General features: G+C 60.8%; 23 protein-coding genes. 14 read left to right on the top strand and 9 right to left on the bottom strand.

Going from position 1 to position 23,360, the window contains the following annotated elements:
- The 3 genes from M2397_RS19425 (at window position 1) to M2397_RS19415 (ending at window position 2,052) form a co-directional block, all read left to right on the top strand.
- Window positions 1-1,086: a 5-(carboxyamino)imidazole ribonucleotide synthase gene (locus M2397_RS19425; RefSeq protein ID WP_131697689.1), complete on the top strand. Its 1,086-nt coding sequence runs from the start codon at window positions 1-3 to the stop codon at window positions 1,084-1,086.
- Window positions 1,087-1,191: 105 nt separating this feature from the next.
- Window positions 1,192-1,437, top strand: coding sequence for a GlsB/YeaQ/YmgE family stress response membrane protein (locus M2397_RS19420; protein WP_005792540.1), 246 nt, complete (start codon window positions 1,192-1,194; stop codon window positions 1,435-1,437).
- Between the two features lie 78 nt (window positions 1,438-1,515).
- On the top strand, window positions 1,516-2,052 hold the full coding sequence (locus tag M2397_RS19415; protein ID WP_041161056.1) for a DUF3299 domain-containing protein: 537 nt from the start codon (window positions 1,516-1,518) through the stop codon (window positions 2,050-2,052).
- A gap of 24 nt (window positions 2,053-2,076) precedes the next feature.
- On the opposite strand, the gene M2397_RS19410 is transcribed toward M2397_RS19415, so the two are convergent.
- Both M2397_RS19410 and M2397_RS19405 read right to left on the bottom strand, forming a co-directional pair.
- Complete coding sequence (locus tag M2397_RS19410; RefSeq protein WP_259244257.1) at window positions 2,077-2,976, bottom strand: D-hexose-6-phosphate mutarotase; 900 nt, start codon at window positions 2,974-2,976, stop codon at window positions 2,077-2,079.
- A gap of 57 nt (window positions 2,977-3,033) precedes the next feature.
- Window positions 3,034-3,438: an acyl-CoA thioesterase gene (locus M2397_RS19405; protein ID WP_003176975.1), complete on the bottom strand. Its 405-nt coding sequence runs from the start codon at window positions 3,436-3,438 to the stop codon at window positions 3,034-3,036.
- Between the two features lie 411 nt (window positions 3,439-3,849).
- Here M2397_RS19405 and M2397_RS19400 point away from each other — a divergent pair, with 411 nt between their 5' ends.
- Window positions 3,850-5,139, top strand: a complete 1,290-nt coding sequence (locus M2397_RS19400) for an MFS transporter (RefSeq protein ID WP_131697687.1) — start codon at window positions 3,850-3,852, stop codon at window positions 5,137-5,139.
- 105 nt (window positions 5,140-5,244) lie between these two features.
- On the opposite strand, the gene M2397_RS19395 is transcribed toward M2397_RS19400, so the two are convergent.
- Window positions 5,245-5,736: a type II toxin-antitoxin system VapC family toxin gene (locus M2397_RS19395; RefSeq protein WP_131697686.1), complete on the bottom strand. Its 492-nt coding sequence runs from the start codon at window positions 5,734-5,736 to the stop codon at window positions 5,245-5,247.
- Window positions 5,733-6,791 carry a helix-turn-helix domain-containing protein gene (locus M2397_RS19390; protein ID WP_184745223.1) on the bottom strand — a complete coding sequence of 353 codons (1,059 nt, stop codon included), beginning with the start codon at window positions 6,789-6,791 and terminating at the stop codon, window positions 5,733-5,735. The genes M2397_RS19395 and M2397_RS19390 overlap by 4 nt, the downstream gene beginning before the upstream one ends.
- A 384-nt stretch (window positions 6,792-7,175) precedes the next feature.
- Here M2397_RS19390 and M2397_RS19385 point away from each other — a divergent pair, with 384 nt between their 5' ends.
- The 7 genes from M2397_RS19385 (at window position 7,176) to M2397_RS19355 (ending at window position 16,076) form a co-directional block, all read left to right on the top strand.
- On the top strand, window positions 7,176-8,162 hold the full coding sequence (locus M2397_RS19385) for a phosphate ABC transporter substrate-binding protein PstS (RefSeq protein ID WP_017135798.1): 987 nt from the start codon (window positions 7,176-7,178) through the stop codon (window positions 8,160-8,162).
- Window positions 8,163-8,548: 386 nt separating this feature from the next.
- Entirely contained in the window at window positions 8,549-10,582 is a 2,034-nt protein-coding gene (locus M2397_RS19380; protein ID WP_178116729.1) for an ABC transporter permease subunit, read from the top strand.
- A 15-nt stretch (window positions 10,583-10,597) separates the two neighbouring features.
- Window positions 10,598-12,268, top strand: coding sequence for a phosphate ABC transporter permease PstA (gene pstA / locus M2397_RS19375; protein ID WP_131697683.1), 1,671 nt, complete (start codon window positions 10,598-10,600; stop codon window positions 12,266-12,268).
- A gap of 133 nt (window positions 12,269-12,401) precedes the next feature.
- Window positions 12,402-13,235, top strand: coding sequence for a phosphate ABC transporter ATP-binding protein PstB (gene pstB, locus M2397_RS19370; RefSeq protein WP_027608247.1), 834 nt, complete (start codon window positions 12,402-12,404; stop codon window positions 13,233-13,235).
- A 70-nt stretch (window positions 13,236-13,305) separates the two neighbouring features.
- Window positions 13,306-14,067: a phosphate signaling complex protein PhoU gene (phoU, locus tag M2397_RS19365; protein WP_184745221.1), complete on the top strand. Its 762-nt coding sequence runs from the start codon at window positions 13,306-13,308 to the stop codon at window positions 14,065-14,067.
- Window positions 14,068-14,235: 168 nt separating this feature from the next.
- On the top strand, window positions 14,236-15,147 hold the full coding sequence (locus M2397_RS19360; RefSeq protein WP_131697682.1) for a response regulator: 912 nt from the start codon (window positions 14,236-14,238) through the stop codon (window positions 15,145-15,147).
- A 257-nt stretch (window positions 15,148-15,404) separates the two neighbouring features.
- Entirely contained in the window at window positions 15,405-16,076 is a 672-nt protein-coding gene (locus M2397_RS19355; protein ID WP_145337393.1) for a M23 family metallopeptidase, read from the top strand.
- 3 nt (window positions 16,077-16,079) lie between these two features.
- Here M2397_RS19355 and M2397_RS19350 read toward each other — a convergent pair whose 3' ends face one another.
- The 3 genes from M2397_RS19350 to phoB form a co-directional block, all read right to left on the bottom strand.
- Window positions 16,080-17,420 carry a hemolysin family protein gene (locus tag M2397_RS19350; protein WP_131697680.1) on the bottom strand — a complete coding sequence of 447 codons (1,341 nt, stop codon included), beginning with the start codon at window positions 17,418-17,420 and terminating at the stop codon, window positions 16,080-16,082.
- A 270-nt stretch (window positions 17,421-17,690) separates the two neighbouring features.
- On the bottom strand, window positions 17,691-18,977 hold the full coding sequence (gene phoR, locus M2397_RS19345) for a phosphate regulon sensor histidine kinase PhoR (protein WP_205885705.1): 1,287 nt from the start codon (window positions 18,975-18,977) through the stop codon (window positions 17,691-17,693).
- Between the two features lie 76 nt (window positions 18,978-19,053).
- Window positions 19,054-19,743, bottom strand: coding sequence for a phosphate regulon transcriptional regulator PhoB (gene phoB, locus M2397_RS19340; protein WP_003176964.1), 690 nt, complete (start codon window positions 19,741-19,743; stop codon window positions 19,054-19,056).
- A gap of 154 nt (window positions 19,744-19,897) precedes the next feature.
- Between phoB and M2397_RS19335 the strand changes: the two genes are divergently transcribed.
- A complete protein-coding gene (locus M2397_RS19335) occupies window positions 19,898-20,278 on the top strand; it encodes a hypothetical protein (protein ID WP_145337394.1) in 381 nt (126 codons plus the stop codon).
- A gap of 32 nt (window positions 20,279-20,310) precedes the next feature.
- Here M2397_RS19335 and ubiA read toward each other — a convergent pair whose 3' ends face one another.
- Window positions 20,311-21,201: a 4-hydroxybenzoate octaprenyltransferase gene (ubiA, locus tag M2397_RS19330; RefSeq protein ID WP_145337395.1), complete on the bottom strand. Its 891-nt coding sequence runs from the start codon at window positions 21,199-21,201 to the stop codon at window positions 20,311-20,313.
- Window positions 21,201-21,764, bottom strand: a complete 564-nt coding sequence (locus tag M2397_RS19325) for a chorismate lyase (RefSeq protein WP_145337396.1) — start codon at window positions 21,762-21,764, stop codon at window positions 21,201-21,203. Before M2397_RS19325 ends, ubiA begins: the two co-directional genes overlap by 1 nt.
- A gap of 197 nt (window positions 21,765-21,961) precedes the next feature.
- Between M2397_RS19325 and M2397_RS19320 the strand changes: the two genes are divergently transcribed.
- Together M2397_RS19320 and M2397_RS19315 are read left to right on the top strand one after the other, a co-directional pair.
- The gene (locus M2397_RS19320) at window positions 21,962-22,129 is read left to right on the top strand and encodes a rubredoxin (protein WP_003213373.1); all 168 of its coding nucleotides are present in this window, start codon (window positions 21,962-21,964) and stop codon (window positions 22,127-22,129) included.
- Window positions 22,130-22,165: 36 nt separating this feature from the next.
- Window positions 22,166-23,314 carry an NAD(P)/FAD-dependent oxidoreductase gene (locus M2397_RS19315; RefSeq protein ID WP_131697675.1) on the top strand — a complete coding sequence of 383 codons (1,149 nt, stop codon included), beginning with the start codon at window positions 22,166-22,168 and terminating at the stop codon, window positions 23,312-23,314.
- Window positions 23,315-23,360 lie beyond the last annotated feature (46 nt).

The raw sequence follows: 23,360 nt of genomic DNA, 5'->3' as shown, positions 1-23,360 counted from the left end.
ATGAAAATCGGTGTAATCGGTGGCGGCCAACTGGGCCGCATGCTGGCCTTGGCGGGCACCCCGCTGGGGATGAACTTTGCTTTCCTGGACCCGGCGCCGGACGCTTGTGCGGCAGCCTTGGGTGAACACCTGTGCGCTGACTACAGCGACCCGGACCACCTGCGCCAACTGGCCGATGAAGTCGACCTGGTGACGTTCGAGTTTGAAAGCGTGCCGGCCGAAACCGTGGCCTTCCTGTCGCAGTTCGTACCGGTGTACCCGAGCGCTGAAGCCTTGCGCATCGCCCGTGACCGCTGGTTCGAGAAGAGCATGTTCAAGGACCTGGGCATTCCGACCCCAGCCTTCGCCGATATCCAGTCCCAGGCGGACCTGGACGCCGCCGTCGCCAGCATTGGCCTGCCGGCCGTGCTGAAAACCCGCACCCTGGGTTACGACGGCAAGGGCCAGAAAGTCCTGCGCACCGCCGCCGATGTGGTCGGCACCTTCGCCGAACTGGGCAGCGTGGCCTGCCTGCTGGAAGGCTTCGTGCCCTTCACCGGCGAAGTCTCGTTGATCGCCGTGCGTGCCCGTGATGGCGAGACCCGCTTCTACCCGTTGGTGCACAACACCCACGACAGCGGCATCCTCAAGCTGTCCGTGGCCAGCACCGATCACCCCTTGCAGGCCCTGGCCGAAGACTATTCCAGCCGTGTGCTCAAACAGCTGGATTACGTCGGTGTGATGGCGTTCGAGTTCTTTGAAGTCGACGGTGGTCTCAAGGCCAACGAAATCGCCCCGCGTGTGCACAACTCCGGGCACTGGACCACCGAAGGCGCCGAGTGCAGCCAGTTCGAAAACCACCTGCGCGCAGTCGCGGGCTTGCCGCTGGGTTCCACGGCCAAGGTCGGTGAGAGCGCGATGCTCAACTTCATCGGCGTGGTACCGCCGGTGGAGCGCGTGATCACGATCGAAGACTGCCACCTGCATCACTACGGCAAGGCCTTCAAGGCCGGGCGCAAGGTCGGCCACGCCAACCTGCGCTGCAAGGACCGCGCAACGCTGCAAGCGCAGATCCTCAAGGTCGAAGCGCTGATCGCCGAGCAATAACCCTGGGGTCGGCGGGAACCATTCGGTTATCGCCGTCCTCTGATTGCAGGGTGCCAAAGCCTGTCTAGGCTTTGGCATAGCTCACTTCATTCAGAGGGAAATGCCATGGGTATTATCGGAACCATCTTTATCGGCTTGATCGTCGGCCTGCTGGCGCGTTTCCTCAAGCCCGGCGACGACAGCATGGGCTGGATCATGACCATCCTGCTGGGTATCGCCGGCTCCCTGGCCGCGACCTACGGTGGTCAGGCACTGGGCATCTACCAGGCGGGTCAAGGCGCAGGCTTTATCGGCGCACTGGTCGGCGCCATTGTGCTGCTGGTGATCTACGGCCTGATCAAAAAGAAGTAATCAGCCGACAAAGTCCTCTGCGCTGCGCAGGCGCAGAGGGCTAGAATGCTCGGCACTTGTTACTTGCCGAGCCTCTCCATGCGCCGTTTTCTGTTGACTCTTCTCTTGCTGGGCTCTGGCCTGGCACACGCCGGCGAACTGCCGGAAACCGACTGGCTCGACCTGATGCCGCTGTCGGACCAGAAGGCCCTCGAGGCCATGCCCGAGATCGACCACAACTCCCCCGAAGCCCAAGGCACGTTCACCGACAAAGGTGGCCTGAAGCAGAGCAAAGGCTTGCCGGCGGTGATGTATTCCACCAAGACCGTGGCCGCCATGAACGGCAAGAACATCCGTATCGGCGGATATCCGGTGCCGTTGGAAACCGACGCCAAGGGTCGCAGCACGTTGTTCTTCCTGGTGCCGTACCCGGGCGCCTGCATCCACGTGCCGCCACCGCCGCCTAACCAGTTGGTGCTGGTGCGTTATCCCAAGGGGCTGAAGCTGGATGACATCTACACGCCGCTGTGGGTTACCGGTACGTTGAAGGTGGAGAAGGTGAATAACGACCTGGCGGATGCGGCGTATGCGCTGGATGCTGGGAAAGTACGGGTCGTAAAGGAATCCGATCTCTAAGCTTACGCAGAACCCAATGCGGGTTTACAGGGAGATACCGGTAATGCTCACGCCCAGCATGTGGCTTTCACCTGGGGCCAGGCTCACCACATCATCCAGCACATTCGCCGTCTCGACGCACAGCATGCCTTGCCAGCCATCGTCGGCCATGTCGTCGAAGGCCTTGGCGCGTTCAGTCCAGGGGTTCCAGATCACGGTCGATTTCGAGCCTTGGCTGGTGAGCTGTATGCGGCGCTGCCAGTCCTTATCGACGATGTTCAGCGATGAGGGCGTATCGAGGTAGATGCGGTCGGTCTCGGCGCTGAAGTGCAGCAGGCCGGTTTGCGTCTTCTCGCTCCAGCCATCGGCGGTATCGATGTATGCCGAGCCGTCCAGGCCGTCGACCTGCACGTTGCGTACGTCGCTCACGGCGAAGTAGGTGTGCAGCGCCTGGCTGAGCGTGACAGTGTCGTCGCCACGGTTGTGGCTGGTCAGGCGGATGTGCAGTTGATCGTCCAGCAGCAGGCTCAGGGTCAGGTCGACCTGGTGGGGCCAGCCGGGGAAGCCGCCTGCAGGAACCGGTAGTTGCAGGTCCACCCGCAGCGCTTGGCCTTCAAGCGTGGTCCCGGCCAATGCCCAGGTCGCGGTACGCGCGAAACCGTGAGCGCCCGCAGGCTGATCACTTTGGCGCATCGCCTTTACGCTGTGCGGGTTGCGGTCAAATACGCCAAACCATGGCCAGCACACCGGTACGCCGGTGCGGATGCCTTTGCCTTTCTTGAACACCGCCTCGGGGTTCGGCCAAATCAGCGGCTGCTCGCCCTCGCGCCCGTAACTGAATATATGTGCGCCCTGCTGGGCAATCATCAGCTCGGCGCCGTTGTGGCGGATGCGCCAGCAGTCCAGTTCGTCGATCTTTATGGTCTCAACGTGGGGCGTAGGCATAACAGGCACTCTCAATGGCGGGCAATGGGGCAATGGACCGTCAAAATCCCGCGAGGTTTAACGCGCGCGCGAAGGCACCGAACGTGTGCGGCCGCTGCCATCGATAGCGACGAATACAAACACCGCCTCGGTCACCTTGCGCCATTCGCTGGACAATGGGTCGTCGCTCCACACTTCGACCATCATCTGGATCGAGCTGCGGCCGATTTCCAGGGCCTGGGTATAGAAGGACAATTGCGCGCCCACCGCCACCGGCACCAGGAACGCCATGCGATCAATGGCCACGGTGGCCACACGCCCGCCTGCGACCTTGCTGGCCATGGCGGTACCGGCGAGGTCCATCTGCGCGACCAGCCAGCCGCCGAAAATATCGCCAAAACCGTTGGTTTCACGCGGGAGCGCGGTGATTTGCAGGGCGAGATCGCCTTGCGGGATAGGATCTTCTTGTTCGAGTTCGATCATGCCGGGGGTGCCTCTGACCCGTGACGCTTTTTATAGATGTTGCAAAGTGGATAGCCGACTGATGGAAAAACGTTTCAGCACAAACATACTCCGTTCGATACGTTTCTCGTAAGGCGTACTAAAGGGAAACTCTGCCAAACCGGCTGGATGGCACCCAACGGCGTTTTGGCACAGCAGCCCCTCAAGGATGCGGGTCTTGAGCCTGCAAGGGCCGAGTATATCGAGACCCTGGCGCCACGACGACCTCCCGGCGCTCATTTGGTCGGTAAATAGGCGCTGTATCGCGGCTTTTACGCGCAACTGTTCTCCTGGCGCTGTGCTTTTACAAGCGATTTGCTATCTTGCCAGACCCGCCGCCAGTCCCGGGCGTGCCGTCCTTATCAAGCTGACTACTATAAGAGAAGCCTTGCCATGTCCTCCGTGCCCGCAAGCAGTGCGCAACCGTCGCGCCCGCTGACCCGCAACGACTACAAAACCCTGTCGCTGTCTGCCTTGGGCGGGGCGCTGGAGTTTTATGATTTCATCATTTTCGTGTTTTTCGCCACCGTAGTCGGAAAACTGTTTTTCCCCGCCGATATGCCTGAATGGCTGCGGATGATGCAGACCTTCGGCATCTTCGCCGCCGGTTACCTGGCACGCCCGCTGGGCGGCATCATCATGGCGCACTTCGGTGACCTGCTGGGCCGCAAGAAAATGTTCACCCTGAGCATTTTCATGATGGCTGTACCGACCCTGATCATGGGCCTGCTGCCGACCTACGCGCAGATCGGCCTGTGGGCGCCGATCCTGCTGCTGCTGATGCGTGTCATCCAAGGCGCAGCGATTGGCGGCGAAGTCCCGGGCGCCTGGGTCTTCGTCTCCGAACACGTACCGCCGCGCCATATCGGCTACGCCTGCGGTACCCTGACCAGCGGCCTTACCGCCGGTATCCTGCTGGGTTCGCTGGTGGCCACTGCAATCAACACTATTTATAGCCCGGAGCAGGTCTCGGATTACGCCTGGCGTATTCCGTTCCTGCTCGGCGGCGTGTTCGGCCTGCTGTCGGTGTACCTGCGTCGCTGGTTGCATGAAACGCCGATCTTCGCCGAAATGCAGCAACGCAAGACCCTGGCCGCCGAGCTGCCATTGCGTGCCGTGCTGCGCGACCACCGTGGTGCCATCGTCTTGTCGATGCTGCTGACCTGGCTGTTGTCGGCCGGCGTCGTGGTGGTCATCCTGATGACCCCGACCGTGCTGCAGACCCTCTACCACTTCAGCCCGACCGTTGCGCTGCAAGCCAATAGCCTGGCCATCGTGACCTTGAGCCTGGGCTGCATCGCCTCCGGTGCCCTGGCCGACCGCTTCGGTGCCGGTCGTGTACTGGTGAGCGGTTGCGCACTGCTGCTGGCGACCTCCTGGACCCTGTATCACAGCCTCATGTCCCACCCGGACTGGCTGTTCCCGCTGTACGCCTTGACCGGCCTGTTCGTCGGCACCATTGGCGTGGTGCCTTACGTGATGGTGAAAGCCTTCCCACCCGTGGTGCGCTTCAGTGGCTTGTCGTTTTCCTACAACGTCGCCTACGCCGTGTTCGGCGGGCTGACGCCGCTGGCGGTGTCGCTGCTGATGAAGGAAAGCCCTATGGGCCCGGCTTACTACGTGGCTGTCCTGTGTGTGATGGGGATGGTTGTGGGTGGGTATCTGTGGAAGCGCGGGCGGTAATATCAGATCAGCAGCAGGCTATGTAGAGGCTAAATGTCTACTTTGCCAGATGGACAGGGTGATTTTTATAAGTGCTGGATGGATATTCAATATCCGAGTTGAGTTTCATATAACTTTCCAGCCAGAGATCCGTATTTGACATTCTGATGCTGGCAAGCGGGCGCCGCCTGCCAGCATCTGTTCGAGTGCCGTTGCTGCGCCAATAGCATTGAGGACTTGATGTTCGACCATGAGGTCGAGTAGCCAAAGTGCGCCGTGCACCTGCAGTCCATCTCGAATTGCCTGGCGACGTAGCTTCCCATCGCCAGTGAGTAAGGGTCTTCCGGTTGTATGTGCCAGTAGGTAGCAAGAAACGTCGGCCAAGGAACTGTTGTTGTGTTCGACCTTAAGTCCTAAGAGTTTCTGCACGCCTCCCTCGTCAAATGATTCGACAACCAGCCCTTGGGCGAGCAGTTCTTCATGAGGGAAATCCTCAAGCTCGTGCATGACGAAATCGGTGCAGCAGAGGGTAAATGGCAGCCTGAACATATGCTCCAGCAATCCAGCGTTCCTGAAATCAATCCAGATGTTGGTGTCGCTGATATAGATCAGGCTCATGCACTCTCCAGTGAGCCCAGAAAATTGGGGTCTAGAGCCCTCACAGGACGCCGCAGCAATTCGGCCGCTCGTGATTTGGTGATAAGGCCTTCCGCTAACCCCCAGAAAACGAGTGACTCAAAGCGCTGAGGTGGTTTGCAAGGTAACGGCTCAGGTTCTGCTTTGCGCCAGCCATTGCTACTGAATTGAATGGTCAGGGACTTGTAGCCGCTTTCCCCTAACAGTTTGAGGTCCTTCAATCGACGAAGCGCTGCATGCATTGAGAGCCCATATTGGCGCTTAACAATCAGTAGTTCTCTAGGGTGGACACGGGAGCGTTGGTGATTCCCAAAATCTCCGGTAACGCTTTTAGAGGGATAAAGGAACGCTCCTGCGAAGCGGTGACAGCAGTTTTCTTTATCGCGCTCGGGCATATCATCAGGCAATTTCATCACCCAGTGACCCAATTCATGAGCAGCGGTGAAGCGAATACGTTCACCTGCTCTCTGAGCATTTAAAGCGATCAACACATGTTCGCCGTCATGGGTGGCTGCGCAAGCGCCATCGAAATCGTCCGGCCCATCCAGCATCACCACTTTAATGCCGTGCTCTTCCAACTGTTCAGTCAGATGAGCAATAGGATCTTCACCTATATCCCAATACTTGCGGAGCTCATCCGCCGCTCGTTCCGCTTCCTCTATGGAAGAGACTGGGAGCATTTGGGCTGGGGTTTCGGCAGTCTTGATATCTTGTGGATCGAAACACTCCTCCAGAGATATATAGCGTTCCAGATGCTCTCGAATCTGTTCCTCGACCTGGACCTGACGGTATTTAGGCATCTTCGCAAGCTTGCGGAACTCCAGCGGCGCGAGTGGCAGTGCCTGAGTACGAAAAAAATACTCGGGGCTCACCTCCAGTGCTTTTGCCAACTGCAGAAGGCGCTGAGAGTTTGGGGTACTCAACCCTTTTTCATATTTGCTCAGGCCTTGCTTGGTTATATCGCCGAGACGCAGTGCCAGTGCTTCCAGCGACAGGCCACGCAATAACCTTGCGCGGCGAATTCGGTCATTGATCATGTGAGGTCTCCTTAGGTTGACAAGACTATTCTTTGGTTTTGTTTTGTCAACCTAAGGTGCGCCGTGAAGCGGTCAGGTTTTAACTGCAGTCCCGGCCGCTGAATTTGCAGCGGCGCGGGGAGGTTAGTAAGGCGAGTTCCGAGCAACAACCCTAAATAGCTGTGGGAAATCTCCGATCAGCAATTGCAGAGAGGTTTCAAACCAGGGACTCATTACGTTCATCTCGCCGCTCCAGCCTGTATTGCCGACCGTTTTCTTCTTGACTGCGAATGCTCGCCCAATGCTGGCCTTTCATCCAATTGTCATATTTCAGACATAGAGTGTTCACACGGCCTCTCGATACTTGGCCCCGATCCAACTATCCCTATCTGCTAGGAGCAAGGCATGAAACTGAAACGTTTGATGGCGGCAATGACTTTTGTCGCTGCTGGCGTTGCGACCGCCAACGCGGTGGCCGCAGGTGTTGATCCGGCAATCCCGGCGTACGTCAAGACCACTGGTGTGTCGGGCAACTTGTCCAGCGTCGGTTCCGATACCCTGGCCAACCTGATGACCCTGTGGGCCGAGGGTTACAAAAAGGAATACCCGAACGTCAACATCCAGATTCAAGCTGCCGGCTCCGCCACCGCGCCACCTGCGCTGACTGAAGGCACCTCCAACCTGGGCCCGATGAGCCGCAAGATGAAGGACACCGAACTGGCTGCCTTCGAGCAGAAGTACGGCTACAAGCCAACCGCTATCCCGGTTGCCGTGGATGCCCTGGCTGTGTTCGTGCACAAGGACAACCCGATCCAGCACCTGACCATGGAGCAAGTCGACGCGATCTTCTCCTCGACGCGTCTGTGCGGCGCCAAAGCCGACGTGAAAACCTGGGGCGACCTGGGTGTGACCGGCGACCTGGCCAACAAGCCAGTGCAACTGTTCGGTCGTAACTCGGTATCCGGCACCTACGGCTACTTCAAGGAAGAAGCCCTGTGCAAAGGCGACTACAAGCCTAACGTGAACGAACAACCCGGCTCGGCTTCGGTCGTGCAGTCGATCAGCTCCTCGCTGAACGGCATCGGTTACTCGGGCATCGGCTACAAGACCGCCAGCGTGAAGACCGTGGCCCTGGCCAAGAAAGGCAGCACTGACTTCATCGAAGACAGCGAAGAAAACGCCCTGAACGGCAAATACCCGCTGTCGCGTTTCCTCTACGTTTACGTCAACAAAGCCCCGAACAAGCCTCTGGCCCCGCTGGAAGCCGAGTTCGTGAAACTGGTTCTGTCCAAACAGGGCCAGGAAGTTGTAGTGAAAGACGGCTACATCCCACTGCCAGCCAAAGTTGCCGCCAAGGCACTGGCTGACCTGGGCCTGAAAGAAGGCAACTGATTGCCTCTGCGGGAGCCGGTACGCCGGTTCCCGCATCACTAATTTTCAATCCGCTGCCAGCCCTGCTTCGCGGCGGATTTCCTGCGTCACTGCATTGTCATCTTTCTGTCATACAGGATCGCTAGGGTGTGCGCATGAATGATCTGGCCAATTCCACCATGACGACAACTTCTCCCCCCAAGCGCATTGATTTCAATACGCCTGAGCTGCAACGCAAGCGCCGCATCCGCGCGCTCAAGGACCGTCTGACCCGTTGGTACGTGCTGGTTGGCGGCCTCGCCGTTCTCGGTGCCATCACCCTGATTTTCTTTTTCCTCGCCTATGTGGTCGCGCCTTTGTTCCAAGGCGCCTCGCTGACCAAGGAAGACGCACTGACGCCCGCCTGGATGCAGGACGCCGGCAAGCCTTTGTTGATCTCCCTGGAAGAGCAGAACCAGGTCGCCATGCGGGTATCCGACAAGGGCCAGGCGCTGTTCTTTGATGTCACGACCGGTGCCGAACTCAAGCGTGTCGACCTGCCGCTTGCGCCGGGCGTGAGCGTTGCTTCCATTGGTGAAGATCAGCCGGGCAGCCCGCTGGTGATCCTCGGATTGTCCAATGGCCAGTCCCTGGTGTTCCGCCACACCTATAAGGTGTCGTACCCGGACGGCAAGAAAACCATCACGCCTGCGATTGAATACCCCTACGGTGAAACGCCGATCGTGCTCGACGATGCCGGTCGCCCGTTGGAGCACGTCGCCCTCAATGCCACCGATACGTCGCTGGTGGTGGCAGGCTCGGCCGGTTCGTACTTGAACGTGCTGACCCTGAGCCGCGAAGAAAACATGATGACCGGTGAAGTCACCAGCGAGCAGAAGCGTGTCGAGCTGCCGCAAATGACCGAACCGGTGAAGGCGATCTTCATTGATCCGCGCCAGCAGTGGTTGTATGTGATCAACGGCCGCGCCCTGGCGGATGTGTTCAGCCTGCGCGACAAGAGCCTCAACGGTCGCTACAAACTGCTCGAAGACGGCAACGCCGAAATCACCGCCAGCACCCAGCTGGTGGGCGGTATCTCGCTGATCGTCGGTAACTCCAAAGGCGGCCTGGCCCAGTGGTTCATGGCCCGTGACCCGGATGGCGAGCAGCGTTTCAAGCAGATTCGCACCTTCCAGATGGGCACCGCGCCCATCGTGGAAATCACCGCCGAAGAGCGTCGCAAAGGCTTCACTGCCCTCGACGCTTCCGGCACGTTCGGCGTGTTCCACAGCACTGCCCACCGCACCCTGCTGGTGGATCCGGTGGTCGACGGCCAGGGCGTGTTCGGCCTGTCGCCTCGCGCCAACCGCGTGATCGTCGAAGCCGGCGGCAAGCTGCAGCCGCTGCTGCTGGACAACCCGCACCCGGAAGTGTCCTGGAGTGCGTTGTGGAGCAAGGTCTGGTACGAAAACTACGACGAGCCTAAGTACGTCTGGCAATCGACCGCCGCCAACACCGACTTCGAACCCAAGATGAGCCTGGCGCCATTGACCTTCGGTACGCTGAAGGCGGCGTTCTACGCCATGCTGCTGGCGGCGCCCCTGGCCGTTGCCGCGGCGATCTACACCGCTTACTTCATGGCCCCGAGCCTGCGCCGCAAGGTCAAGCCGGTGATCGAATTGATGGAAGCGATGCCGACGGTGATCCTCGGCTTCTTCGCCGGCCTGTTCCTGGCGCCGTATGTCGAAGGGCATCTGCCGGGGATCTTCAGCCTGCTGATGCTGTTGCCGATTGGCATCCTGGTGGCCGGCTTTGTCTTCAGCCGCCTGCCTGAATCCATCCGCCTGCGGGTTCCCGACGGTTGGGAAAGCGCGATCCTGATCCCGGTGATCCTGTTCGTGGGCTGGCTCTCGCTGTACATGAGCCCGTACCTGGAAACCTGGTTCTTCGGCGGCGATATGCGCATGTGGATCTCCCACGACCTGGGCATTACCTACGACCAGCGCAATGCCCTGGTGGTCGGCTTGGCCATGGGCTTTGCGGTGATCCCGAACATCTACTCCATCGCCGAAGACGCCGTGTTCAGCGTACCGCGCGGCCTGACCCTGGGCTCCCTGGCCCTGGGCGCCACGCCGTGGCAGACCATGACCCGCGTGGTGATCCTGACCGCCAGCCCGGGCATCTTCTCGGCGCTGATGATCGGCATGGGGCGCGCCGTGGGCGAGACCATGATCGTGCTGATGGCCACCGGTAACACGCCGGTGATGGAGATGAACCTGTTCGAAGGCCTGCGCACCCTGGCGGCCAACGTCGCGGTGGAAATGCCCGAGTCGGAGGTCGGCGGCAGTCATTACCGCGTGCTGTTCCTCTCGGCGCTGGTGCTGCTGCTGTTCACGTTCATCATGAACACCCTCGCCGAGCTGATTCGTCAGCGTCTGCGCAAGAAATACTCGTCGCTTTAAGAAAGGTAGAAGTCTGTGAAACAGAACTCCCTGAATGGATGGTTCAAGAGCGGCGCTCCCGGCGTCTGGATCAGCGGTGGCGCGGTGTCCATCGCGGTCATCATGACCATTGGTTTGCTGGCGGTGATTGCTGTGCGTGGCCTGGGCCACTTCTGGCCGGCTGACCTGATCCAGGCCAACTACAACGTGCCGGGCCAGGAAAACCATATCGTCATCGGCGAAGTGGTGCAGAAAGAAGAAGTGCCGCGCGAGCGCCTGAAAAGCGCTGGCCTGCCGGTGCCCGATGCGGGCCCTGAATTCATGACCCGCGAGCTGATCAAGGTCGGCAACCGTGACCTGAACGGCAACGACTTCACCTGGATCGTCGGCGAGTGGTTGAAGGACCAGACCACGCCGAAAAACCTGATGACCATCGAGCGTCGTGAGTGGGGCAACTTCTACGGCACCCTGGTCAACGTCAAGCAGGATGGCAAGGTCATCGCCGAAGGCGAGGCCGCATGGCCTGAGCTGCAAGCCCGCGTGGACCGCGTTAACAAGCTGGCGGCCCAGCTCAAGACCCTGGAGAAATCCGACATCGGCGCGATCAACGCCGGCCTCGAACGCATTCGCCTGCACGGCCGCAAGCTTGAGCTGGAAGGCAAGCTCGACGCCGCCGCCCAGGCCGACATGGATGCCGACCGCGCCGAGCTCAACGCCCGCTACCAGGACATCGAAGCTCGCCTGGCCGACCTGCACGCCCAGTTCAACCGCGACGCTTTGACCGCTCGCGATGGCAACGGCAAGGAAATTGAAATCGGCATCGGCAAAGTGGTGCACGCCTACCAGCCGAACGCCATGGGTACCGTGACCAAGATCGGTTTCTACTTCAGCAAAGTGTGGGAATTCCTCAGCGATGACCCGCGGGAAGCCAACACCGAAGGCGGGATCTTCCCGGCCATCTTCGGCACCGTGATGATGACCCTGATCATGGCGATGATCGTGACCCCGTTCGGCGTGCTGGCGGCGGTATACCTGCGTGAATACGCCAAGCAGAACACCCTGACGCGGATTATCCGCATCGCCGTGAACAACCTGGCGGGTGTACCGGCCATCGTCTACGGCGTGTTCGGCCTGGGTTTCTTCGTGTATGTATTGGGTGGCTCGGTCGACCGTCTGTTCTTCGCCGAAGCGCTGCCGGCACCGACCTTCGGTACACCGGGCCTGCTCTGGGCCTCGCTGACCCTGGCGCTGCTGGCGGTACCGGTGGTGATCGTGGCCACCGAAGAAGGCCTGGCGCGGATTCCGCGTACGGTGCGTGAAGGCTCCCTGGCGCTGGGCGCGACCAAGGCGGAAACGCTGTGGAAGATCGTGCTGCCGATGGCCAGCCCGGCGATGATGACCGGCATGATCCTCGCCGTGGCCCGCGCCGCCGGTGAAGTGGCGCCGCTGATGCTGGTCGGCGTGGTGAAACTCGCCCCGTCGCTGCCGCTGGACGGCAACTACCCGTACCTGCACCTGGACCAGAAGATCATGCACCTGGGCTTCCATATCTATGACGTCGGTTTCCAGAGCCCTAACGTCGAGGCCGCACGGCCGCTGGTGTACGCCACCGCCTTGCTGCTGGTGCTGGTGATCGCCACGCTCAACCTGTCGGCGGTGTGGATTCGTAACCACCTGCGCGAGAAGTACAAGGCGCTGGACAGCTAATCTGAATTGAACGCGGACTTATTTGTGGGAGGGGGCTTGCTCCCGATTGCGGTGTGCCAGCCAGCACACATGTTCCTGATGCACCGCTATCGGGGGCAAGCCCCCTCCCACACAACAGCACAGGGAGCATCCCATGCAACACGACACCCATTCCCACGGCATCAACATGTCTGCCCTGGGTCGCGACAAACAGAGCCTGAGCTTGGCCCAGGAAACTGTGGCCATCGAAGTGCCGGGCCTGAGCCTGTACTACGGTGACAAGCAGGCGCTGTTCGACGTCAGCATGAACATCCCCAAGCAGCGCGTGACCGCCTTCATCGGCCCGTCCGGCTGCGGCAAGTCCACGTTGCTGCGTACCTTCAACCGCATGAACGACCTGGTCGACGGCTGCCGCGTGGACGGGGCCATCAACCTCTACGGCACCAATATCTACCGCAAGGGCGAAGACGTGGCCGAGCTGCGTCGCCGCGTGGGCATGGTGTTCCAGAAGCCTAACCCGTTCCCCAAGACCATCTACGAAAACGTGGTCTACGGCCTGCGCATCCAGGGCATCAACAAGAAGCGCATCCTCGACGAAGCGGTTGAGTGGGCCCTTAAAGGCGCGGCGCTGTGGGACGAGGTCAAGGACCGCCTGCACGAGTCGGCACTCGGCCTGTCCGGCGGCCAGCAGCAACGCCTGGTGATCGCGCGCACCATCGCCGTGGAGCCGGAAGTGCTGTTGCTCGACGAACCGTGCTCGGCACTCGACCCGATCTCGACGCTGAAAGTCGAAGAACTGATCTACGAGCTCAAGTCCAAGTTCACCATCGTCATCGTGACCCACAACATGCAACAGGCGGCGCGGGTTTCCGACTACACCGCGTTCATGTACATGGGCAAGCTGGTGGAGTTCGGCGATACCGACACCCTGTTCACCAATCCGGCGAAGAAGCAGACCGAAGACTACATCACCGGTCGCTACGGCTAGGAAGCTGTGGTTCTGATTGCACTGACGCTGCGGTTCTCCGCACCTTACCGGACGCTCCAAGGACGCCAACATGATTAGTAAAGAAGGCCTTACCCACCACATCTCCGCGCAGTTCAACGCCGAGCTCGAGGAAGTGCGCAGCCACCTCCTGGCGATGGGCGGGCTGGTGGAGAAGCAAGTCAACGACGCCGTGACCGCGCTGATCGAGGCTGACTCGGGCCTGGCCCAGCAAGTGCGCGAGATCGACGACCAGATCAACCAGATGGAACGCAACATCGACGAAGAATGCCTGCGCATTCTCGCCCGTCGCCAGCCGGCGGCATCCGACCTGCGCTTGATCATCAGCATCTCCAAGTCGGTGATCGACCTCGAGCGGATCGGCGACGAAGCCACCAAGATCGCCCGCCGTGCCATCCAGCTGTGCGAAGAGGGTGAAGCGCCGCGCGGTTATGTCGAAGTGCGTCACATCGGCGACCAGGTGCGCAACATGGTGCGTGATGCCCTTGATGCCTTTGCGCGCTTTGACGCCGACCTGGCGTTGTCGGTGGCGCAGTACGACAAGGTCATCGACCGTGAATACAAGACCGCCCTGCGTGAGCTGGCCACCTACATGATGGAAGACCCGCGCTCTATCTCGCGGGTCTTGAGCATCATCTGGGTGCTGCGTTCCCTGGAGCGGATCGGTGATCACGCGCGCAATATCTCGGAACTGGTGATCTACCTGGTGCGCGGTACCGACGTACGGCACATGGGCCTCAAGCGCATGAAGGCCGAAGTTGAAGGTTCAGCCGATCAAATCCCTAATGTTTCGGGTGAATCTGACGATAAGTAAGGTTGCCCGAGAAATTAACGCCCGGCCTTTGGTCGGGCGTTTTCGTTTGCGGCCCCCGATTTTTTTGCGAGTCGGGTAAAAGAAAGTCCGAACGTGACTACAGAGTTTTGGCAAAATGCCATCAGTCAGGCGTTTTGCGTGCCGAAGTTTTTATAGGATGAAGGGTCGATGAGTAAAGTCAGTGTATTGGTGGTGGATGACGCCTCGTTTATCCGCGACCTGGTGAAGAAGTGCCTGCGCAACTACTTCCCCGGGATCAAGCTTGAAGATGCGGTAAACGGCAAGAAGGCCCAGACCATCCTGATGCGCGAGAGCTTCGACCTGGTGCTGTGCGACTGGGAAATGCCGGAGATGTCCGGCCTGGAGCTGTTGACCTGGTGCCGCGAGCAACCGCACCTCAAGTCCATGCCGTTTGTGATGGTGACCAGCCGTGGTGACAAAGAGAACGTGGTCCAGGCGATCCAGGCCGGGGTTTCCGGCTACGTCAGCAAACCGTTTACCAACGAGCAACTGTTGAACAAGGTCAAACAGGCCCTGCACAAGGTTGGTCGCCTCGATGCCCTGGTCGCCAGCGCGCCGACCAAGATGAACTCGGCCTTCGGCAATGATTCCCTGAGCGCCCTGACCGGTGGCAAGCCAGAAGCCGTACGTGCCGCCCCCGTCGCGGCTGCCGCGTCTGCGCCAAACAAAGGCCTGCTTAACAACGCCCCGCCGGTCCAAGCGCCAGGCGCTGCACCCACTGGCGGCCGTGGCCAGGGCCAGTTGCGCCTGTCCAGCGGCACCCAGCAATGCGTGATCAAGGCGCTGAGCATCAAGGAGGCGCTGCTGGTGGTGCGTCGCGGTGAGGTCCTGCCTCAGGTGCTGGAAAGTGCCGTGCTCGACCTGGAACAGGGCGACAACGCTGAGGTGGCCCGTCTCAACGGTTACCTGCACGCCATCGTCGCCTTCGAGCCCAAGCCCGATAGCGATTGGCTGCAACTGACCTTCCGCTTTATTGATCAGGACGCGCAGAAGCTCGACTACATCTCCCGCCTGATTGCGCGTGGTACGGCGCAGAAGCATTTTGTGCCGGGTGCCTGACCTTGTGGTGAGGGAGGTCCCACTACCTCTTCGACATAGCGCTGGCGCGCAGCAAACTGGGGCCTCTGTGGCGAGCGGGCTTGTCCCGCGTTGGGGTGCGAAGCGCCCCTGACGAAGACGAATGCGGTGTATCAGGCACTCCTCTGCGCCTGGTTTCGGGGCTGCTGCGCAGCCCAGCGCGGGGCGAGCCCGCTCACTACAAGATTGTCATCAACCGTTGTTAGCTTGCTGTTCATTCACTCCGGCAGGTTCGCGCCATGGTTCTTCGCCTCTTGCTGTCCTGCACGTTGGCTGCGGTCGCCACTTCGACCCAGGCCATGACCCTCTACAAATCCACCGATGCCAACGGCATGGTGTTCTTCAGCGACCGGCAAACCCCCGGTGCCCAGGCGTTCGTGATTCAAGAACGCAGGGTCGAGCGCGTACAACGGCCAGCACTCGACAGACCCAAACCTGGTTACCCACAACAAGCCTACCGCTACCCCTTGCCCTGGCGTGGCGGTCCGTTCCGTCTGACCCAAGGCCCCAACGGCAGTTTCAGCCACACCGACGCCAAAAGCCGCTACGCCATGGACATTGCCATGCCCGAAGGCACGCCGATCATTGCGGCGCGTAGCGGTGTGGTGGTGAAAATCGAGAATAGCCAGATCGGACGCGGCAACGATGCGTCGGGCAATTTCGTGCGCGTGCAGCATGATGACGGTACCCAGGGCGTGTACCTGCATCTCAAGCAAGGTTCGGTCAGCGTCAGGGCGGGGCAGCGCGTAGCAGTGGGCAGCGCGCTGGGGTTGTCGGGCAATACCGGCAACAGCAGCGGGCCGCACCTGCACTTCGTGGTGCAGCAGAGTAGCGAGGCCGGGCTGGTGTCGATCCCTTACGAATTCAACCAGCCGGTGGGGACATTGCCCAATTTTGCATTGGGCAATTGAGGGTCAATCCAGCAGCAGGACCTTGGCCAGTACGATCTTCGGCCCTTTCATCTTCTTGATGATGATCCGCAAGCCTTCAACCTCCAGCACTTCTTCCTCTTCCGGTACCCGTTTGAGCGTGTCGTAGACCAGCCCTGCGAGGGTTTCGGCCTCAATGTGGTCCAGGTCGACACCCAACAGGCGTTCCACCTTGAACAGCGGCGTGTCGCCCCGTACCAGCAGTTTGCCGGGCTGGTAGGCGAGGATGCCGCGCTCGGCCTTGCGGTGTTCGTCCTGAATATCGCCTACCAGCACTTCCAGCACGTCTTCCATGGTCAGGTAGCCGATGATCTTGCCGTCGGCTTCTTCCACCAGGGCAAAGTGCGCGCCGCCTTTGCGGAACTGCTCCAGCAACTGCGACAACGGCATGTGCCGCGACACACGTTCGAGCGGGCGGGTCAGTTCGGCCAGGTTGAACGATTCTGGGATGTGGTCCAGGGCCGCCAGTTCCAGCAGCAGGTCCTTGATGTGCAACAGGCCGACAAACTCGTTGCGCACCGCGTCATATACCGGATAACGGCTGAACTTATGGCGGCGGAACAGTGCGAGGATTTCCTTGAGCGGGGCGTTGAAGTCCAGGGTCACCAGGTCTTCACGGGAGTTGGCCCAGTCCACCACTTCCAGCTCGCCCATTTCCACGGCGGAGGCCAGTACGCGCATGCCTTGGTCGCTCGGGTCCTGGCCACGGCTGGAGTGCAGGATCAACTTGAGCTCTTCGCGGCTGTAATGGTGCTCGTGGTGCGGGCCAGGCTCGCCTTGGCCGGCAATGCGCAGGATCGCATTGGCGCTGGCGTTGAGCAGGTAGATCGCCGGGTACATGGCCCAGTAGAACAGGTACAGCGGCACCGCCGTCCACAGTGACAGCAGTTCGGGCTTGCGAATGGCCCAGGACTTGGGTGCCAGTTCACCGACCACGATGTGCAGGTAGGAAATCACGAAGAACGCGGCAAAGAACGACACGCCCTTGATCACTTCCGGCGATTCGACGCCTGCGGCGCCCAGCAGCGGCTCCAGGATATGCGCAAAGGCCGGCTCACCGACCCAGCCCAGGCCCAGGGAGGCGAGGGTGATACCCAGCTGGCAGGCCGACAGGTAAGCATCGAGCTGGCTGTGTACGGTACGCAGGATCTGCCCGCGCCAGCCGTTGGTGTGGGCGATGGCCTCGACCCGGGTCGAGCGCAGCTTGACCATGGCAAATTCCGCCGCAACGAAAAAACCGTTGAGCAGTACCAGGATCAGAGCAAAAAGAATCATGCCGAAATCGGCGAAGAGTGTGGCGAGGGTGATACCAGGGGAAGGGTCCATGATTGGGTTTTGCAGGTTCCGTGTGTTCAATAAGGGGGGACAGAAGGGCCTGGAAGGCAGGCGCAAGTCGGCCAATGTAGCGGCTGACGGGGCGCTTGCCTAGTGGTTGCCGCCGGGTGGGGTGTGGAATGCCTTATTCGAAACAGCACAATTCCAATTGTGGGAGGGGGCTTGCTCCCGATAGCAGTGTGTCAGTCAGCATATCTGATACTGGTGCACCGCCATCGGGAGCAAGCCCCCTCCCACATTTGGTTTCGTGCTGTGTTCGAGTTATTCATCATTTCCGACGAGCCGCGAACGGGTCATCTGCGCTGGCGGAAAATGGCAGGTGAACGTACTGCCATGCCCCAGCACACTGCTGATTTCCAGGCGCGCACGGTGGCGCAGCAGCACATGCTTGACGATGGCCAGGCCCAGCCCGGTGCCGCCGGTGTTGGAGTTGCGGCTGGAGTCGACGCGGTAGAAGCGCTCGGTCAGGCGCGGCAGATGCTTGGCGTCGATGCCGATGCCGGAGTCCTGCACGCTCAGGTGTGCGCCTTGTTCGTCGGCCCACCAGCGGATGCGGATAGTGCCCTTGTCCGGGGTGTACTTCACCGCGTTGAACACCAGGTTGGAGAACGCGCTGCGCAATTCGCCTTCGCTGCCTTTGAGCAACACTCGCGGGTCGGCATCCAGGCTGATCTGCTGCCCGCGCTCGCCCGACAGGGCCTGGGCGTCATTCTTGATGGTCTGCAACAGGCTTTGTACGGCCACCGGATGGTTGTCCGACGGATAATCCGTGGCTTCAAGCTTGGCCAGCAACAGCAAGTCGTTGAGCAGGGTCTGCATGCGTGAACCCTGCTGCTGCATTTGCTGCAGGGCACGGCTCCAGCGCGGGTTGATCTCGTCGACGTTGTCCAGCAGCGTCTCCAGATAGCCGCAGATCACCGTCAATGGCGTACGCAATTCGTGGGAAACGTTGGCGACGAAGTCTTTACGCATCTGTTCCAGTTGATGGATGCGGGTTACGTCGCGCACCAGCATCAGGTGTTCGTTGTTGCCGTAGCGCGTCAGGTACAGCTGGATACGCACGCGGTCGTTGGTCGGCGAGGGGATTTCCAGCGCTTCCTCGTAGTTTTCCTGCTCGAAGTACTCTTTGAAGCGTGGGTGGCGCACCAGGTTGGTCACTGGCTGGCCGCTGTCCTGGGGGGTCTTGAGGCCCAGCAGGGTCTCGGCGGCGCGGTTCCACCATTCCAGGTTGCCATCGCTGTCGAGCATGATCACCGCGTCTTTGAGCGCGGCGGTGGACTCCTGCACCCGGTCGATCACCGCTTGCAGGCGCCCGCGTACCCGTTGGTCGCGGCGTTGCAGGTGGTAGATGCTGTCGAACACCTCACCCCACAGGCCGTAGCCGTCAGGTGGCGCTTCGTCGGGTTTGTGCTGGCGCAGCCATTCATGCAGGCGCAGCAATTGTTTGAGGGTCCAGCCCAGGTACAGGGCGATACCAATGGCCAGGCTCCAGCCGTAATAGCCGCTGACCAGGCCTACCAACAGGCAGGCGGTGATCAACAGGAGCATGTGGCGGATCAGGGTGCCATGCCAGTTTTGGTTCACTTAAACATGCGTCCTTGTCAGCTGTTAAGGAAGGGCTGGCTCAGCCTTTGGTTGAAAACCGGTAGCCGGTGCCGCGCACGGTTTGTACCAGATTCTCGTAAGCGTCACCCAAGGCTTTGCGCAGGCGGCGGATATGCACGTCAACGGTGCGCTCCTCCACATACACGTTGCCGCCCCACACCTGGTCCAGCAACTGGCCACGGGTATAGGCGCGCTCCTGGTGGGTCATGAAAAATTGCAGCAGGCGGTATTCGGTCGGGCCCATCTCGGCCGGCTTGCCGTCGATGGTCACGCGGTGGCTGATCGGGTCCAGCAGCAGGCCGCCGACTTCAATAGGCGCTTCGCCATCGGTCGGGCCGGCCCGGCGCAATACGGCCTTCAGGCGCGCTACCAGCTCCCGTGGGGAAAACGGCTTGGTGATGTAGTCATCGGCGCCGACTTCCAGGCCCTGGATCTTGTTGTCCTCTTCGCCCTTGGCGGTGAGCATGATGATCGGGATATCCCCGGTCAGCTCATCGCGCTTGAGGCGGCGGGCCAGTTCGATGCCGGAGGTGCCGGGCAGCATCCAGTCCAGCAGGATCAGGTCCGGCTTGCGGTCGACGATAATGGCATGGGCCTGCTGGGAGTTCTCCGCCTCCAGGCAGTCATAGCCGGCCATTTCCAACGCAACGGCGATCATCTCGCGGATGGGCGCTTCGTCGTCAACAATCAGAATGCTCCTGCCAACCATGCCTAAAATCCTCTTGTCATTTAACTGTCTTGCGCCGCATTAGATAACGGAAATATTGCAGTCGTGTGACAGTAATTTAGTCGCTCGGGCAATTAGCGGCACTCTGGACTACGCTTTGGGTCCGAATCCTGACAACCACAAAAGGAAGGTTCCGATGAATCACAGTACTTTTTCCTGGAAGGCCCTTCTGGTCACGGCGGCGTTGACACTGCCGACACTGGCATTTGCCGCAGACCCGGCGATGACGAAAGACGGGATGTTGGTGGATCATAAGGGCATGACGCTCTACACCTTCGCCAAGGACGCCGATGGCAAGTCCATGTGTAACGACAAGTGCGCCACCAACTGGCCGCCGTTGATGGCCGAGTCCACCGACAAACCCATGGGCAAGTGGACCGTTATCACCCGTGACGATCAAAAGGGCCAATGGGCCTACAACGGCAAGCCTCTCTATACCTTTGTGATGGACAAAAAGGCCGGCGACATGACCGGCGACGGCAAAATGGACGGGGCCTGGAAAGTCGCCAAGCCCTGATTCAGCCCGCTAGCGGTGAGGGGCCTGGCCCCTCATCGAAACCCGTAATCCGCCACAATCCCGATAAAAATCGCCAACCCGGCCCAGTGGTTGTGCAAAAACGCCTTGAAGCACTTCATCCGGTCCCTGTCGCGGGTGTACCAGAACTCCCAGGCAAAGCAGCCTGCCGCCGCCAGCAACCCCAGGTGGAACCAACCGCCCAGCTCAAACCGTGCGCCGGCCAGCAACAGGCACAGCAGCGCCAGGCCTTGCAGGGTGAGGATGATCACCCGGTCGGCATCGCCGAACAGAATCGCAGTGGATTTGACGCCGATCTTCAAGTCGTCGTCGCGGTCGGTCATTGCGTAATAGGTGTCGTAGCCCACCGTCCACAGCAGGTTGGCTATATACAGCAGCCAGGCGGTGGCGGGCAGGTGGCCGGTTTCGGCGGTGAACGCCATCGGCATGCCCCAGGAAAACGCCGCGCCCAACACCACCTGCGGGTAATAGGTGTAGCGCTTCATGAACGGGTAGCTGACCGCCAGTGCCAGGCCGCCCAGCGATAACCAAATGGTTGTGGCGTTGGTCAGCAGTACCAGCAGGAAGCTGATCAGCATCAGTACCGCAAAGAACACCAGGGCCTCTTTCGAACTGATCCTGCCGCTTGCCAGCGGGCGTTGCGCGGTGCGCTTCACATGGCCGTCGACCTTGCGGTCCGCCCAGTCATTGATGACGCAACCGGCAGCGCGAGTCAGCGTAACGCCCAGCACGAAAATCACGATGTTGGCCAGGGACGGCGAACCCTTGCCGGCGATCCACAGCGCCCACAGCGTCGGCCACAGCAGCAGGTAGATGCCGATGGGCTTGTCCATGCGGGTCAACTGAATGAAATCCCAGGCCCTGGGGTTCAGGCGGTTCAAGGATTTGAGCAGACGTTGATACATCAGCAGTTCTCCGGATGGTCATGCAGCGCGTGCCAGAAACTCGGCAGGAAGACTTCCGCCACCAGCACGCTCAGCGCCCCACGATCGAAGCGTGAGCGGCGTGCCCACAGCCCGTCGGACTGGTCCGTGGTCGGCAGCCACTGGCGAGGGTAATGGCACACCTCGATGGCCTGGCGGGTGAACGCGCGGTCGCAAAACAGCAATTCGCCCAGGGAACGGCTGCCCAATTCGTCCATCTGCAAGCCGTCGCCCTGCAATGCACTGCGCGCCGCCACACTGCGGGCAAATACCCACGGCTGGCCATGCCCACGCAAATACACCTCGCGCACCCAACCGATGCTGGCCGGGGGCATATGCAGCGCCGCGCATTCATCATCGCGCAGCGGCTGCCAGCCTTCGAACAGCGGCGTCACGCTGAAGCCATCGTTGGACAGCCACGTCAGCCGGCGGGTCAGCGAGCCTTCGTCGAACAGCCAGTTGAGGGTCAAGGGCGCGGGCGCAGGGCTCAGGAGGCTCTGGGTCAACCATTGGCAAGCATCGGGAAGGGCGATTGAGTGCGGCACGGTGCGTCAGTATTGGCAGCAAAAGAGGCGGCGAGCTTACCATGGCGTCCTGATCTTTTGCCGGGCTGCGCGGGCGCCTTGCGTCGATCGTGCTTGCATCTGCCGGCCCCGATCAGTACAAAACGCCCTGAGCCGTGCGGCAATGCTGGATCCATCGACCGCCGGCCAACCAGCCTGGACCCTGAGGAAGCAAGTAAATGAAGAAGTGGCAATGTGTAGTCTGCGGCCTGATCTATGACGAAAAAGACGGCTGGCCGGATGATGGTATCGCTCCGGGCACTCTGTGGCAGGACGTACCGGAAGACTGGCTGTGCCCGGACTGCGGCGTCGGCAAAATGGATTTCGAAATGATCGAAATCGGCTAATTTTCAGTTTCAGAACCGTACTACAAGGAGAAAGGAATGAACGCACCTGTCGTGATCATCGGCACAGGATTGGCCGGCTACAACGTGGCCCGGGAGTTTCGCAAGCTCGACAGCGAAACCCCATTGCTGCTGATCACCGCGGATGACGGGCGCTCCTACTCCAAACCCATGCTTTCCACCGGCTTTGGCAAGAACAAGGAAGCCGATGGCCTGAGCATGGCCGAACCCGGTGCCATGGCGGAGCAACTCAAGGCCGAAGTGCGCACCCACACCCGCGTCAGCGGCATCGATCCCGGTCACAAACGCCTGTGGATCGGTGAAGAAGCGGTGGTCTATCGTGATCTGGTCCTGGCCTGGGGCGCAGAAACCGTGCGCGTACCAGTCGAAGGAGACGCCGCTGAGCTGGTTTTCCCCATCAATGACCTCGAAGATTACGCCCGCTTTCGCGCCGCCGCTGCCGGCAAGCGCCGCGTGCTGCTGCTCGGCGCCGGCCTGATCGGCTGTGAGTTCGCCAACGACCTGATCCTCGGCGGCTATGAGATCGACCTGGTGGCGCCGTGCGAGCAAGTCATGCCGACCCTGCTGCACCCGGCGGCGGCTGCAGCGGTACAGGCCGGTCTGGAAGGGCTGGGGGCGCGTTTCCACCTGGGCCCGGTGCTCAACCGCCTGCAGCGCACCGCTGACGGCCTGGAAGCGCACCTGTCGGACGGTGAGGTGGTCCACTGCGACCTGGTGGTCTCGGCCATCGGCCTGCGCCCGCGTGTCGACCTGGCCGCCGCCGCCGGCCTGCAGACCAACCGCGGGATCATGGTGGACCGCCACCTCAAGACCTCCCACGCCAATATCTACGCCCTGGGCGACTGCGCCGAAGTTGACGGCCTGAACCTGCTGTACGTGATGCCGTTGATGAGCTGCGCCCGCGCCTTGGCCCAGACCCTGGCCGGTAACGCCACCGCTGTCAGCTACGGCCCAATGCCGGTCACCGTGAAAACGCCGGTCTGCCCGCTGGTGGTCTCGCCGCCGCCACGGGGCACAGAAGGTGTATGGAGCGTCGAAGGCCAGGGCGCCGACATCAAGGCCCTGTGCCGCGACGCCAGCGGCCGCCTGCTGGGTTACGCGCTGACCGGCAGCGCCGTGATGGAAAAACTCGCCCTCAACAAAGAACTTCCGCCGTTGCTGGCGTAAATACCGGTCGTTCTGTCGGAATAAGCACATTTTTTACCCTAGAAAG

Source organism: Pseudomonas sp. BIGb0381 (assembly GCF_024809815.1).
GTDB lineage: Bacteria > Pseudomonadota > Gammaproteobacteria > Pseudomonadales > Pseudomonadaceae > Aquipseudomonas.
This window is presented reverse-complemented; position numbering and strand designations above follow the sequence as displayed.

Excerpts from the sequence above, each read along its gene's own strand:
- M2397_RS19425 (WP_131697689.1), top strand. The coding sequence starts at position 1 with ATGAAAATCGGTGTAATCGGTGGCGGCCAACTGGGCCGCATGCTGGCC.
- M2397_RS19420 (WP_005792540.1), top strand. The coding sequence starts at position 1,192 with ATGGGTATTATCGGAACCATCTTTATCGGCTTGATCGTCGGCCTGCTG.
- M2397_RS19415 (WP_041161056.1), top strand. The coding sequence starts at position 1,516 with ATGCGCCGTTTTCTGTTGACTCTTCTCTTGCTGGGCTCTGGCCTGGCA.
- M2397_RS19410 (WP_259244257.1), bottom strand. The coding sequence starts at position 2,976 with ATGCCTACGCCCCACGTTGAGACCATAAAGATCGACGAACTGGACTGC.
- M2397_RS19405 (WP_003176975.1), bottom strand. The coding sequence starts at position 3,438 with ATGATCGAACTCGAACAAGAAGATCCTATCCCGCAAGGCGATCTCGCC.
- M2397_RS19400 (WP_131697687.1), top strand. The coding sequence starts at position 3,850 with ATGTCCTCCGTGCCCGCAAGCAGTGCGCAACCGTCGCGCCCGCTGACC.
- M2397_RS19395 (WP_131697686.1), bottom strand. The coding sequence starts at position 5,736 with ATGAGCCTGATCTATATCAGCGACACCAACATCTGGATTGATTTCAGG.
- M2397_RS19390 (WP_184745223.1), bottom strand. The coding sequence starts at position 6,791 with ATGATCAATGACCGAATTCGCCGCGCAAGGTTATTGCGTGGCCTGTCG.
- M2397_RS19385 (WP_017135798.1), top strand. The coding sequence starts at position 7,176 with ATGAAACTGAAACGTTTGATGGCGGCAATGACTTTTGTCGCTGCTGGC.
- M2397_RS19380 (WP_178116729.1), top strand. The coding sequence starts at position 8,549 with ATGCAGGACGCCGGCAAGCCTTTGTTGATCTCCCTGGAAGAGCAGAAC.
- pstB (WP_027608247.1), top strand. The coding sequence starts at position 12,402 with ATGCAACACGACACCCATTCCCACGGCATCAACATGTCTGCCCTGGGT.
- phoU (WP_184745221.1), top strand. The coding sequence starts at position 13,306 with ATGATTAGTAAAGAAGGCCTTACCCACCACATCTCCGCGCAGTTCAAC.
- M2397_RS19360 (WP_131697682.1), top strand. The coding sequence starts at position 14,236 with ATGAGTAAAGTCAGTGTATTGGTGGTGGATGACGCCTCGTTTATCCGC.
- M2397_RS19355 (WP_145337393.1), top strand. The coding sequence starts at position 15,405 with ATGGTTCTTCGCCTCTTGCTGTCCTGCACGTTGGCTGCGGTCGCCACT.
- M2397_RS19350 (WP_131697680.1), bottom strand. The coding sequence starts at position 17,420 with ATGGACCCTTCCCCTGGTATCACCCTCGCCACACTCTTCGCCGATTTC.
- phoR (WP_205885705.1), bottom strand. The coding sequence starts at position 18,977 with ATGCTCCTGTTGATCACCGCCTGCCTGTTGGTAGGCCTGGTCAGCGGC.
- phoB (WP_003176964.1), bottom strand. The coding sequence starts at position 19,743 with ATGGTTGGCAGGAGCATTCTGATTGTTGACGACGAAGCGCCCATCCGC.
- M2397_RS19335 (WP_145337394.1), top strand. The coding sequence starts at position 19,898 with ATGAATCACAGTACTTTTTCCTGGAAGGCCCTTCTGGTCACGGCGGCG.
- ubiA (WP_145337395.1), bottom strand. The coding sequence starts at position 21,201 with ATGTATCAACGTCTGCTCAAATCCTTGAACCGCCTGAACCCCAGGGCC.
- M2397_RS19320 (WP_003213373.1), top strand. The coding sequence starts at position 21,962 with ATGAAGAAGTGGCAATGTGTAGTCTGCGGCCTGATCTATGACGAAAAA.
- M2397_RS19315 (WP_131697675.1), top strand. The coding sequence starts at position 22,166 with ATGAACGCACCTGTCGTGATCATCGGCACAGGATTGGCCGGCTACAAC.